Origin of the sequence: Rhodococcus sp. YL-1 (genome assembly GCF_001942025.1) — a bacterium.
Taxonomy (GTDB): domain Bacteria; phylum Actinomycetota; class Actinomycetes; order Mycobacteriales; family Mycobacteriaceae; genus Rhodococcus_F; species Rhodococcus_F qingshengii.
Genome location: NZ_CP017299.1, coordinates 1,088,475 through 1,101,191, shown reverse-complemented (window position 1 = coordinate 1,101,191; position 12,717 = coordinate 1,088,475). Strand labels below are relative to the sequence as shown.

Genomic DNA, 12,717 nt, shown 5'->3' with positions numbered 1-12,717 from the left:
TGTCTGCTACCAGTGCCAGGCGTCGCCGCCCACGTTCTTGATGGTTCGCTGCAGCACAGTGATGGTGGTGACAAACTCCTCTTCGGTGATTCCCTGCATCCGATCTTCCTGCAGCATCTGCTGTACCCGCGCGGCGCGATCGAACTGCTCGGAGCCCGCATCAGTCGGGCGAAGGACAGACCCGTCTTCGCGCGCCCACCCCAGTTCGAGGGCAGAGTCGACGGCGTCATCGATCACGTCGGTGGATTCGTTCGGACCGATCGTCCGCAAGAGGACAGCGCGCTCCACCCCTTCAGGGTGCAGCGAAAGTTGGTGCAGGACCCACCACCCCGGCTGGGTGACGCCGATCGCTTCGAGTGCTCCGCGCGTGCGCGTGCGAATCGCTTCACCGGCTCGCGCGGTCCAGAATCCGATCGGCTGCTTGGCCGGTGGCTGCATTGCTTGCTTGTTCATGCACACGACGATAAAACCTCAACGGAAGTTCAGGTCAACCACCAGCGAGGTGAAGTTCTACATATGTTGCGTGATTGCTCGGCCGATAATGCGGGCGGCGTCGGGGAACTCACCCGGGTTCGGTCCGGCGTAGTTGAGCCGCAAGAACTTTCCAGTCGGTTCTGCCGGGAACCAATCGTCACCGGCCCCGACGATGACGCCGGCCGACCGGCAGTCCTGCACCACGCGTTCGACGTTCGTGGTGTCCGGGAGCCGAAGCCAGAGGTTGAGTCCGCCTTTCGGTACGGCGTCGAGGTGAGCGTCCGGCGCGTGCTCGCGCAGACTCGACACGAGGAGGTCGCGTCTGGCCTCGAGTTGGTGACGAAGCCTACGCAAGTGCGTTCGCCAGGCCGGTTGGGTCACGACGTCGAGCGCTACCGCTTGCAACATCCCGCTGACATACATCGAATCTGCCTGTGTATCAGCCAGAATCCGCTCGTACGCCGGACCCCGAGCGATCAATCCGGCAACTCGCACCGATGGGGACACGCTCTTGGTCAGCGCACGAAGGTAGACGACGTGACCGCTGTCGTCTCGTGCAGCGATGGGGCTGGGATCTGCGGTGATTCCGAAGTCGAGCGCCGAACTGTCCTCGATGAGGAATGCGCCGTGCCGACGGACGGTGTCGAGAACCTTGTCAGCCAACGACGGCGACCACAGCGCTCCCGTCGGACTCGCGAAGCTCGGTTGTGCGTAGAACGCACGGGCACCGGTCTGTTCGAATGCACGCGAAAGCTCTTCAGGATCAGGCCCGTTGGCGCCGCTGGAAATCGGAATGACCGTGACTCCAGCCTGTGCGGCGGCCAGGATCGCTCCCCAGTAGGTCGGCGATTCCATGAGCAACGGACGCCCCTCCCCCACCAACGCGCGAAAGGACGTCGCAAGCCCACCCTGACTGCCGGGAAGTACAACCACGTCGTTCGGCCCCGGCGGAGTGATCCCGGCAGGAGTGGCGGAACCCAATTCGGAGGCAAACCAGGACTGCAGTTCCGGAAGCCCGGCAGCGAGGGGCCGATTGAACACGGCGTCGGTTCGCGTCGCCCTGGTGAAGGCTGCACGAACCAGACCTTCCGGCAACAGCTCTCGGGCCGGATAGCCGGAATGCAGCGCGATCACGTCGTTGGAGGTGGACTGCAGCGCCATGGGCAACTGCAGACGATAGTTCGGCGATCCGAGCGCCGCTGTCTGCCACCCGTAGTCGTTGGGTCGCACGACGCGCGCCGCGCGCACGAAGGTCCCCACACCGGGACGAGCCTCCACAACCCCCTGAGATACCAGTGTTCGCAGCGCCTTCTGCACGGTGACCGGACTCGCCCCGTGCAGGCTGACGAGCGACCGAGTGGACGGAAGCTTCGCGCCTGGAGGAGCCGTCGCGATCCACTCACGCAAGGCTGCGACAATCCTCGAACTGCTATCATTGGACATGTCGAATCATAGTAGCGCTACTCTTCTTTCGCCGCTAGCGCTATCGCGAATCAATGTCCGTTTCCAGACCGAACCCTGAGGCGCCCTTCTCATCTGAAACACAACTCACCCACCCGAACCGGAGAGGTACGTAACCGCGTGAACACACCCATCGATCAGGCCCGCAAGCTCGAGAATGTCAGGTACGACATCAGAGGGCGAATTCTCGACAAGACCGAAGAACTCGAGGATCAGGGACACACGATCCTGCGACTCAACGTCGGCAATCCGGCCCCCTTCGGGTTCGAAGCTCCGGACGAAATCATGATGGCCATGATCCGCAATCTCCCTACCGCGCAGGGATATTGCGATTCTCGCGGACTGTATTCGGCGCGCACTGCGGTGGTCCAGTACTACCAGACGCGGGGTATCACCGACGTCACCGTCGACGAGATCTATCTCGGAAACGGTGTGTCCGAACTGATCACCCTGACGATGCAGGCCCTCTGCAATCCAGAGGACGAGATCCTGATTCCCGCTCCCGACTATCCCTTGTGGACGGCTTCGGTTTCACTTGCCGGCGGCACGCCCGTCCACTACCTCACCGATGAAAGCCAAGGCTGGGCACCGGACTTCGACGATCTGGAAGCTCGGATCACGCCGCGCACCCGAGGGATTGTCGTCATCAATCCCAACAATCCGACGGGCGCCGTCTACTCGACGGAGGTGCTGCAACGCTTCGTGGATCTAGCGCGCAAACACGATCTGATGCTCTTCGCCGACGAGATCTACGAAAAGATCGTCTACGACGGCCGATCCATGACAAACCTTGCGACGATGACCGGGCGAGACGTTCTGTGTCTGACGTATTCGGGACTGTCCAAGGCCTACCGCGTGTGCGGATTCCGAGCCGGATGGCTGGCCATCACCGGACCACTCGAGCGGGCGTCGAGCTTCATCGAAGGCATCAAATTGCTGGCCAACATGCGAATGTGTGCCAACGTGCCGGCGCAGCACGCTATCCAGACTGCACTCGGCGGACGACAGTCCATCGAGGACCTGTTGCTTCCACAAGGTCGGCTGACGGCCCAGCGCGATCTCGCACACACCACGCTCAACAGCATCGACGGGATCAGTTGCCAACAGGCCGACGGGGCGCTGTACCTGTTCCCCAAGCTCGACGTCGACAAGTTCGGCATCGTCGACGACGAGAGGTTCGTTCTCGATCTACTGGAATCGGAGAAGATTCTTGTCAGCCACGGTCGCGCGTTCAATTGGATCGAACCCGATCACTTCCGGTTGGTGACTCTCCCCAACACCGACGATCTCTCGACGGCACTCGAGCGACTCGGCAACTTCCTCAGTTCCTACAGCCAGTAGCTCTGGGTACCGGGCCCACATACGACTGAACGCCGACCGGATTTCCGGTCGGCGTTCAGTGGTGAAAATCAGCAGGCGATCAGGCAGTGACGATCGCGTCGAGGGCCGAGTAGAACAAGCCCAATCCGTCGTCACTGGGACCGGTGAGAGCCTCGGTGGCGTGCTCGGGGTGCGGCATCAAACCGACGACCCGGCCGTTGGCCGAGGAGATGCCGGCGATACGACGCTGCGAGCCGTTGGGGTTCTCCTCCGAGTAACGGAAGACGACGCGGCCTTCGCCCTCGAGTTCGTCGAGAACCTTCTCGGACGCCTGGAAGCGACCTTCACCCGACTTCAGGGGGATGAGGATCTGCGCGCCGGCCTCGTATCGCGAGGACCACGCCGTGTTGTTGGCTTCGACCGTCAACCACTCGTCGCGGCAGATGAAGTGCAGACCCTGGTTACGGGTCAGGGCACCGGGCAGCAAACCTGCTTCGCAGAGGATCTGGAAACCGTTGCAGATGCCCAGGACCGGCATGCCGCCCTTGGCTGCTTCCACAACCTTGCCCATCGCGGGAGCAAAACGTGCGATCGCGCCGCAACGAAGGTAATCGCCGTACGAGAATCCGCCAGGAACGATGACCGCGTCGACACCCTTGAGGTCTGCATCGCCGTGCCAGAGTTCGACAGCTTCACCGCCGGCCAGGTTCACTGCCCGCGCCGCGTCGATGTCGTCGAGCGTGCCGGGGAAAGTGATTACTCCGATACGTGCGCTCATGCCTCGACTCGCCTGACGGTCCAATCCTCGATCACCGTGTTGGCCAGCAGGCCTTCGGCGATCTTCTCGAGTTCGGCGTCTTCGACACTGCCGTCGATCTCCAACTCGAACCGCTTGCCCTGACGGACATCGGATACTCCTGCAAAGCCCAGGCGAGACAGTGCCCCGACAATTGCCTGTCCCTGGGGGTCGAGAATCTCGGCCTTGGGCATGACTTCGACGACGACACGGGCCACGTGCTGCTCCTCGGTACTAGTGCGCGAACCCGGAGTGAAACGCTCGGGTGATGGCCAGTTTACCGGGCGGACCCGAGATGGTTCGCATCGAGTGATCGGGGCGTGACGGCCACCACCTGTGAAACCCGCCTGCGAGTCCCTTCGGGGCGGCGCATACTCGAAATCATGCGACTGACACATTTTGGCCATTCCTGTGTGCTCGTGGAGTTGAACGGCTCGAAGATCCTCTTCGATCCCGGCAACTTCTCGCACGGATTCGAAGGCATCACCGGCCTCGACGCCATCCTCGTGACACATCAACACCCCGATCACGCCGACCCTGCGCGGCTGCCCGAACTGGCCGAAGCGAATCCCGACGCCGTGCTCTACAGCGATCCGCAGACGGCTGAAAAGCTCGGTGGGCGCTGGACCGGCGTCCGGCCGGGCGACCGGTTCAGCATCGGCGACGTCGAGGTGACCGGAACGGGCGGAGAGCACGCAATCATCCATCCGGACCTACCGATGATCGACAACACCGCGTTCCTCCTCGGTGACGCCACCAACCCGGCACGGTTCATGCATCCCGGCGATTCCCTCTACGTCCCCGAACAGAAGGTCGACGTTCTCGCCCTCCCCGCCGCCGCACCGTGGCTCAAGATCTCGGAGGCCATCGACTACCTCCGCGCGGTGGCGCCGCGCGTTGCGGTTCCCATTCATCAAGCGATCATCCGCGACGAGGCCGCAGGCATCTTCTACGGTCGCTACTCGGAAATGGCTGCCGACGGCACCGAGTTCCGAGTTCTCGGCGAGGAGTCGAGCGTCGAAGTCGCCTGATTCGGTTCTCACGCACTCACATCGACGATGATCCAGCCGGTGCTCGTGCCACCGGCTGCGTCGGTGAGTGTGTAGAGAATCCTGTCGGTGCCTGCCTTCGTTCCGGCTTCGAACACCACTTCGCCGTTTTCGAGCTTCACGGTGCCACCGAGAAGTGACGTTGCCCCGACGCCGGTCACTTTGATCGAATCTCCGTTGCTGTCATGATCATTCGCGACGGCGTCGACGGTGACTGCGCCGCCTGAGCGGACCCGCGCGGTGTCGAGTGCGGCGTACGGCGGGATCGGGCTTGCCGTGTACCGACCGACGTCGTCGAGTCGAGCCGAGGCAACCTCCGCCGCATCGACGATGGCAGCGAATTCGGTGCCGTCGAAGCGCGAGAGCTCGTTGCCGTTCATGATGGTCGATCCCTCGGCGCCGCCGCCGTGGTAGTCGTCGGCATAGAAGTTGTGGCCCAACTCGTGGCGGAGAACGCGGCTGAAGTTGCCGTCGGACTCGGCACCGACATGCGCGTAGCTGTGGTCGAGTTCGAACTTCGAGTAGTAGGCATTTCCGCCACCGGATGCGCACACGACGGTCGCCTGATCGACACTCGACCCGACCTGATCGGACCACAGATCTTCCAACTGCTCGAGATTTTCACAACTGCTCGAGTACGGATCGCCGGCGGAATCTGCCCGCAGGACAACTCGACCGAGGACCGGCCGAATCCCGACGTCTCTGATCCAGATGGCAGCGGTGCGGGCCATTGATTCCTCGGCCCGATCCAGAGCGACGGCGGCACTGCCTGCGCCGTGCGCGGAGTACCACTCGCCACTGAGGTCCAGTCCGACCACGAACTGCTTGACCGTCTTGCCGACCCTTGCGGCCGAGGCCGGCGCAATGGCCGCGGTGGGCCACTTGGGTTTTGCGTCGATCGGCGCCGTGCTGCGACCGACCACCTCGGATCCGACGAACTCTATCGAAACACCACGATCGAAAATCACCTGCCCGCGCAGTGTTCCGGCGGAGTCGACGATGGCCGAGACGATTGCGTCCGGACGCCCTGCTACGCTGCCGATGTACGAACGGGGCGCCGGGATCACCGCGTCGGTCAGCTCTCCGTCGCTGTCTTGCACAGCCATCGAGAACTCGGATCCCCGCAGGTTCATCTTGTGAAGGCGCAGTGTGAGTTGCTCACCTTCATCGTCGACGGTTGCGGTGCGGACGCCATCGCTCGATCCGCTCGATCCGCTCGATCCGCTCGACCCGCCGTCGACACTGCCCGTCGGCAGCATGTGAACCGCGCCGGTCGGAGCGGCAGACGCGAGCGCCGGAACGAACGCAGCACAGACGACTGCGCCCACAGCCACGGCGACAAGACCCTCGGCCGACTTGGAGAACACTCTCGTGCGCATGGCGAGATCCCGATCCCATCTACTAGCGGCAGATTAACTGCACGCACTCTAGCAGTGGGAGAGCTGGCTGACCCAGCGCTCTAATTAATCGTCCGTTTTATGCGATTTTGACCCACTCTGCACTACTACCAGCAAGGAAGTGGAAAAACGCGAAGAGTCTGCCCACTCGGACAACCCGGACAGATGACATAGTCTCGTAGCTATCAAATAGTTGCCAACTGCCGAATTCAGGCAGCGCCGAGCTCCTGAGACGGGGAGTTCCACCGATACACCTGCGAGTCGGCTTCGTGGAAGAGGGCAAGGTCGACGGCGTCGAGGACGGCCTGACGTGGGCCCTCGTTTCCCAACTGCTTGGCCGTGATCGACAATCTGACCAGTCCCCCACGTTTGGCGGCACGCCCGGCTCCGAGAACCAATGCGCGACACCACCACGGCTCGGCCTTGAAGCCTTCGCCGATCCCGAAAACCCTTCCCCGTTGCAAGGTTCCGCGGGTCAGATCATGTACTGCCCCGAGGCCTGCCATCGTGCGAAAGCCCGTCTCCGGCAACACCGACATGGCACCGGGCGATGCCACCCAGCGCGGCGGTGCGAACACCCGGGTCCGAAGGCCTGCATGCTCGAGAACGCGGTCCGCAGCGAGTAGTCGCAGTTTCGCTTCGTGCTTCGACAGAGTGGCGAACTCGGCTCGGCGACGCTTGGTCGCGGCCTGGTCGTAGCCGTGCAGAACGATGGCATCGCCGTGCTCGCGACGCTCACGCAGCCAAGCCGTCGTCACCGCGTCGTCGGCCAGTCGGTATTTGTCCTTCAGTCGCGGCGCCACCAGGAGCGACAAGCGGACACCTCGAGTGTCCATCTCGTCTGCGAATCCGGCAGCGAGATAACATGTCTCGTCTCTGATTCCGGATACCGACACGATCAGTTCTGCGGACATACTCCGATAGTGGCAGCTGTGGGTGAACAGCACACTGCCGCCGGATGATCATCCGGCGGCAGTTTTCAGCGCACCTACTGGTTCTTGGAAACCTCTAGTTCTTGGGAAGCGCAGCTTCGATCGCGGCGACAACCTCGGGTGCGTCAGGCTCGGTCCGCGGACGGAAGCGGTTGACGACGGTGCCGTCCGGTCCGATCAGGAACTTCTCGAAGTTCCACTGAATGTCTCCCGCAGCGCCTTCGGCGTCGGCCGCCTTGGTGAGCTCGGCGTACAGCGGATGCTGGTTTTCGCCGTTCACCTCGATCTTCTCGAGAAGCGGGAACGTGACGCCGTAGGTAGTGGAGCAGAACGTCTCGATCTCTTCGGCGGTACCCGGTTCCTGCCCCATGAACTGGTTGCACGGGATACCGATCACGGTCAGACCGCGATCGGCGTACTCGCTGGCCAGCTTCTCGAGCGCCGAGTACTGCGGGGTCAGTCCACACTTGGACGCGACGTTGACCACGAGGACGGCGCGGCCGTCGTATTCACCCAAAGAGGTGGGCACGCCACCGAGGGTGTTGATCGCGATGTTCTGTACTGGAGTTGTCATAGGCTCCAACTTAGCGACTCTCTCGCGCACTGCTCCTTCGCGCACTGCTAATTCGACGCTCCGAGAATGCGATCGAGGTCGTCCAGAACGGTGAGGCCGCCGAGCGGTCCGACGCCGGTGATCCAGTAGGACATGTCCACCAGATGCGGGTTCGGGAAGAATCCGGCGTTGTCTGCGACGGCCTTCGGCATCGTGCCGGCATCGGCCGGTTTCGCGGAGGTGACCAGGATGAGGTCGGCGTTGGCTCCGGAGACGAATTCCGGGGAGAGGTCGACGGAGATCGAGTTCTCCCAGTCGCGTGCGGGAATCGTGAGTCCAGCACATTCGAGAGTGCTTCCGGCAAACGACGTGGGTCCGTACAGCGTCAGAACGTCGTCGCGTGGGCGGATCAGCTGAGCGGTCTTGCCCTCGGTGCTGTGCTTGCTCGCCACTTCCTCGCAGCGTGCCGTGTAGTCACCGAGCAGTTCACCTGCCTGATCGGTCTTGTTCAACGCCTCTGCGACGAACTGGACGTTGTCCTGCCACGGATCGGTCTGAGTTGCCATGTAGACGGTCGGTGCGATGGCAGCGAGCTGCTCGTACAGATCACCGTGCCGCGATTCCGTTCCGATGATCAGGTCCGGGCTCAGTGCGACGATCTTCTCGAGGTTCGGTGCCGCGACGGTTCCGACCATCTCGATCTCCGCCGCCTTCTCACCGAGGTACGCCGGAACGCCGGTCGTCTCGCTGAGTACCGCGGTGCCCACGGGAATCACGCCCAGCGCTACCGACGTGTCGAGCTGAACCGGCTCGAGCACGACAACTCGCTGCGGATCCGTCGGTACGTCGGTGGTTCCGCGGGCGTGGGTGACCGCGTGCACGGTGTCGGCAGACTGACTGCCGGTATCCGTCTTGTCGTCACTGCCACACGCCGTTGTCGTTGCCACGATGGCGGCGAGGACGAAACCACCCAGCACGTACTTCGCCCGCGAGTTACTGCGTTTCATTCCCAACACTCCTGTTACCGACTGCTTCCGACCGTCACAGCCACGCGCATTCACCACGGCTGAGCAAAGGATTCACCATCCAATAGTCTGGTGAGCCTAACCTACGAGACTGGAGCCTCATCATGTCTTCCCTCCCCTGCCACAGCGACGGTGTCCTGGGGAAAGGATCTATGCAGTGCCTTTCGGAATTTGTCGCCAATCCGCAAACCAGTCGACGCCCTCACGCCTGTACACGGCAGTCGTCGACCGCCGGCGAACCGATGGTCGGTCGCGCCGGAATGACACATCTGTGGGTATTGATCGAGCACCCCGGCCCCTGGCCGGCGTCCGCCCCTGACGACGTTCTCCCCGTCGCGCTCACCGAAAAAATCTACGCAGCGCAGGGCCGTATCCGTGTCGTGGTGATCCGGCGGACCCGCAACCGCCGAGTCCTCACCCCGACGTGCGTACTCGCCTGGACGGACGGCACACGCCAATGGATGCGGGAAGGGGCGGTCGACCGATACGAGGACCTGTCGGTACTGCCGTTCGAATCGATGTCCACCGGAGCGGAACCCGACTTCGGCCGCTCCCGCACGGAACCGCTCTTCGCAGTCTGCACACATGGAAAGAAAGATGCGTGCTGCGCGGAACTCGGCCGCCCGGTCGTGTCTGCGCTGAACGCGGCACAGATCGCAGATGTGTGGGAGTGCAGCCACATCGGCGGAGATCGTTTCGCGGCCAACATGATTGCGTGGCCTGCCGCAGTCTATTTCAGCCGACTGGACGGCAACTCCGCAATCGGTGCTGCCGAGAAATACCTAGCCGGAGAATTGGAGCTGCTGCACCTGCGCGGCCGGGCGGCACTGTCACAGGCCGCTCAGGCAGCCGAACATGCTGTCCGACGCGCCACCGACATCGTCGCCACGGACGCACTCGAGAGCATCAGCGAGAGTGTCGACGGAGAACACACGACTGTCGATCTTCGGTTGGAGGGGAGAGACTTTCGCGTCGTCGTTCGCTCCGGTCCTCCAGGGCTGCCGTTCCGACATGATTGTGGTGCCGGAGGGACCGTCGAATGGAGCGGATGGACCGTCGAGCACGTTCACGAGCAACCCCACTGACCACTCGATTTCGACAAGAGTGCCCGGCAGGCCATCGAACCGAGATTTGCGCGGACTGACAACACTTCGAATCAGGTCGCGATGAAGGATCGACGCCCCTGGTGTTTACAGCTTGCATTCTTCCCATGACCACCGCACTGACGCCGAATGCCGTACCCCGGTCTGCTGATCCGATCAAAAGTGAGGTCGACTACGAAACACTGGCAGAGAAATTCCGTCCGATCTTCGCGGACATCGCACAAGGCGTCGTCGAACGCGAACGCGATCACGTGCTTCCCTTCCAACAGATCGACGCACTCAAGAATGCAGGCTTCGGCGCCGTTCGGGTGCCGACAACACACGGTGGATCGGGTGCGAGCATCCCGCAATTGATCCGCTTACTAGTCGAGCTGTCGAGCGCCGATTCCAATATCACCCAGGCCCTGCGCGGACATTTCGCGTTTGTCGAAGACCGACTGGTCGCCGACCCCGGCCCGGAGCGTGACATCTGGCTCCGACGCTTCGCGGAGGGACAGTTGGTCGGCAACGCATGGACCGAAATCGGCGACGTTGCATTGGGCGAAGCCAACACCAAGGTCTCGCCCGCACCCGATGCCGACCATTTCCTGGCGAACGGGGCAAAGTTCTACAGCACGGGTTCCATCTTCGCCGACTGGATCGACCTGTACTCGCAGCGCACCGACACCGGCGCATTCGTGATCGCGGCAGTCGAAGCGAGACAACCCGGTGTCACACACAGTGACGACTGGAACGGGTTCGGCCAGCAGACGACTGGCTCCGGCTCGTCCGTCTACGAGAACGCAATAGTCCAGCCGGAGAACATCTTCGACTTCTCGACGCGATTCAAATACCAGACCGCGTTCTACCAACTGTTCCATCTCGCCACTCTCGCCGGCATCGCCAAGGCTGCGACAACCGAGATCTCTCGTCGAGTCGCCGCTCGCACTCGAACCTTCAGTCACGGCAACGCTCCGAGATACGCGCAGGATTCGCAGATCCAGCAAGTTGTCGGCGAGGTGTCCTCTGCTGCCTTTGCAGCCGAGGCCGTGGCACTGCACGCAGCACAGTCGTCCCAATGGGCATACGAAGCTGCATTCTCCGGCTCGCCGGAGGAAGAGAAGGCCGCCAACATCGCAGCCGAAATCGATTCGGGGCGAGGGCAGGTCGCCTCGATCGGACTCGTCGTTCCGGCCACGGCCAAGATCTTCGACGCACTCGGTGCTTCCGGAGTGAGCCGCGACCTCGATCTCGATCGGTTCTGGCGCAACGCCCGCACCGTGGCCAGTCATAATCCGGTCGTCTTCAAATCCAAAGTTGTCGGCGACTACGAAATCAACGGAACCGAACCGATTTACGTGTGGGCCATCGGGACCGCACCGACCGAAAAGGATGAACAGGCATGACCGTGACCAGTGAAACCGAAGTCTTCGTCGGCGTTCCCGACACATCCGAGGGCTGGATCGACCGGGCTCGCGAGGTGAGCAACATCCTTGCCGCCGACGCACTCGCCCGCGACCGAGCCGGCGAACCGCCGTTCCGAGAAGTTCAGCTACTCAAGGACAGTGGTCTTGTGACACTCCTGGGCCCGGTCGAGTTCGGCGGCGGCGGGCAGCGATGGGAGAGCGCCTACAAGGTGGTTCGGGAGATCGCCCGCGCCGACGGCTCCATCGGACAACTGCTCGGATACCACTACCTGTGGGCATGGGCAGCCAGATTGGTCGGAACCGATCCGCAGATCTCCGCTGTCGAGGAGCTGTACACGAGCAACCGATTCTTCTTCGGCGGCGCGGTCAACCCTCGAGACACCGACCTCACCGTCGCGGACCGCGGAGACACCCTGGTGTTCAACGGTGTCAAGTCGTTTTCCACCGGCGGCCGAGTCACCGACCTCACGGTGCTCGAAGGAATCATCGACGGAACTGCGACGCATGTGTTCGCAATCGTGCCGACTGCTCAGGACGGCATAGTCTTCCGCGGTGATTGGGACAATCTCGGACAGCGCCTCACCGATTCCGGCAGTGTCGAGATCAACGACGTCGAGGTCGACTGGGCAAGTGCGGCAGGCTTTGTCGACAAGGAATTCCAACCTCTGGTCTACAACACCCTGAACTTCCCCGCGATCGAGATCGTGTTCGCGAACTTCTACCTCGGGATCGCCCGTGGCGCACTGGACACTGCGGCCGAGTACACCCGAACCCGTACGCGTCCATGGCCGTACGGCGGTGACAACCGCGAAATCGCAACCGACGAGTGGTACCTCCGTGAGGGCTACGGCGACTTGCAATCGAAGCTGTGGGCGGCGGAGGCCTTCGTGGATCAGGTCAGCCGTGAGGCCGACGCAGTGCTCCACGACGCTCGCGAAAACCTCACCGAGCAGGCTCGCGGCGACCTCGCCGTACGCATCGCGGCCGCAAAACTTCGCGCCGCCGACGTCTCCTTGGAGATCAGCAACAAGATCTTCGAACTGACCGGTGCCCGAGCCACGTCCAACGACGTCGGCCTGGATATCTACTGGCGCAACATCCGGACGCATACCCTTCACGATCCGCTCGCGTACAAGCGCCGTGAAGTCGGTAGTCGTTTTCTGACCGGCGAGATTCCCGAACCCACCTGGTACACATAGCA

Annotated in this window: 13 protein-coding genes; 5 read left to right on the top strand and 8 right to left on the bottom strand. The window is 62.6% G+C overall.

Translation table 11 applies throughout. The features are described from left to right. Positions 1-6 precede the first annotated feature (6 nt). Both BH682_RS05090 and BH682_RS05085 read right to left on the bottom strand, forming a co-directional pair. Positions 7-453, bottom strand: a complete 447-nt coding sequence (locus tag BH682_RS05090) for a hypothetical protein (RefSeq protein WP_075832298.1) — start codon at positions 451-453, stop codon at positions 7-9. 57 nt (positions 454-510) lie between these two features. Then, entirely contained in the window at positions 511-1,917 is a 1,407-nt protein-coding gene (locus BH682_RS05085; protein WP_042452643.1) for an aminotransferase-like domain-containing protein, read from the bottom strand. 138 nt (positions 1,918-2,055) lie between these two features. Between BH682_RS05085 and BH682_RS05080 the strand changes: the two genes are divergently transcribed. Continuing rightward, positions 2,056-3,276 (top strand): pyridoxal phosphate-dependent aminotransferase, encoded by a 1,221-nt coding sequence (locus BH682_RS05080; RefSeq protein ID WP_003945423.1) that lies wholly within the window; start codon positions 2,056-2,058, stop codon positions 3,274-3,276. A gap of 79 nt (positions 3,277-3,355) precedes the next feature. Here the strand turns inward: BH682_RS05080 and purQ are convergent, their stop codons facing one another. Together purQ and purS are read right to left on the bottom strand one after the other, a co-directional pair. Beyond that, entirely contained in the window at positions 3,356-4,033 is a 678-nt protein-coding gene (purQ, locus tag BH682_RS05075) for a phosphoribosylformylglycinamidine synthase subunit PurQ (RefSeq protein ID WP_003945887.1), read from the bottom strand. After that, positions 4,030-4,269, bottom strand: coding sequence for a phosphoribosylformylglycinamidine synthase subunit PurS (gene purS, locus BH682_RS05070; protein WP_003945817.1), 240 nt, complete (start codon positions 4,267-4,269; stop codon positions 4,030-4,032). The genes purQ and purS overlap by 4 nt, the downstream gene beginning before the upstream one ends. 165 nt (positions 4,270-4,434) lie before the next feature. On the opposite strand from purS, the gene BH682_RS05065 reads away from it, so the two are divergent. After that, a complete protein-coding gene (locus tag BH682_RS05065; protein WP_042452645.1) occupies positions 4,435-5,082 on the top strand; it encodes an MBL fold metallo-hydrolase in 648 nt (215 codons plus the stop codon). Positions 5,083-5,090: 8 nt separating this feature from the next. Here the strand turns inward: BH682_RS05065 and BH682_RS05060 are convergent, their stop codons facing one another. The 4 genes from BH682_RS05060 to BH682_RS05045 form a co-directional block, all read right to left on the bottom strand. Continuing rightward, positions 5,091-6,479 (bottom strand): Ig-like domain-containing protein, encoded by a 1,389-nt coding sequence (locus tag BH682_RS05060; RefSeq protein ID WP_075832296.1) that lies wholly within the window; start codon positions 6,477-6,479, stop codon positions 5,091-5,093. A gap of 227 nt (positions 6,480-6,706) precedes the next feature. Further along, positions 6,707-7,411 carry a DUF2334 domain-containing protein gene (locus BH682_RS05055; RefSeq protein ID WP_007734443.1) on the bottom strand — a complete coding sequence of 235 codons (705 nt, stop codon included), beginning with the start codon at positions 7,409-7,411 and terminating at the stop codon, positions 6,707-6,709. Positions 7,412-7,505: 94 nt separating this feature from the next. Beyond that, positions 7,506-8,003: a glutathione peroxidase gene (locus BH682_RS05050; RefSeq protein WP_003945816.1), complete on the bottom strand. Its 498-nt coding sequence runs from the start codon at positions 8,001-8,003 to the stop codon at positions 7,506-7,508. 47 nt (positions 8,004-8,050) lie between these two features. Next, positions 8,051-8,989, bottom strand: a complete 939-nt coding sequence (locus BH682_RS05045; RefSeq protein WP_075832294.1) for an ABC transporter substrate-binding protein — start codon at positions 8,987-8,989, stop codon at positions 8,051-8,053. A gap of 122 nt (positions 8,990-9,111) precedes the next feature. Between BH682_RS05045 and BH682_RS05040 the strand changes: the two genes are divergently transcribed. The 3 genes from BH682_RS05040 to BH682_RS05030 all read left to right on the top strand — a co-directional run bounded on the left by BH682_RS05040 (position 9,112) and on the right by BH682_RS05030 (position 12,715). After that, a complete protein-coding gene (locus BH682_RS05040; RefSeq protein WP_223304684.1) occupies positions 9,112-10,092 on the top strand; it encodes a sucrase ferredoxin in 981 nt (326 codons plus the stop codon). A gap of 125 nt (positions 10,093-10,217) precedes the next feature. Beyond that, positions 10,218-11,495 carry an acyl-CoA dehydrogenase family protein gene (locus tag BH682_RS05035; protein ID WP_003945638.1) on the top strand — a complete coding sequence of 426 codons (1,278 nt, stop codon included), beginning with the start codon at positions 10,218-10,220 and terminating at the stop codon, positions 11,493-11,495. Then, a complete protein-coding gene (locus BH682_RS05030; protein WP_003945555.1) occupies positions 11,492-12,715 on the top strand; it encodes an acyl-CoA dehydrogenase family protein in 1,224 nt (407 codons plus the stop codon). Before BH682_RS05035 ends, BH682_RS05030 begins: the two co-directional genes overlap by 4 nt. Positions 12,716-12,717: the final 2 nt, after the last annotated feature.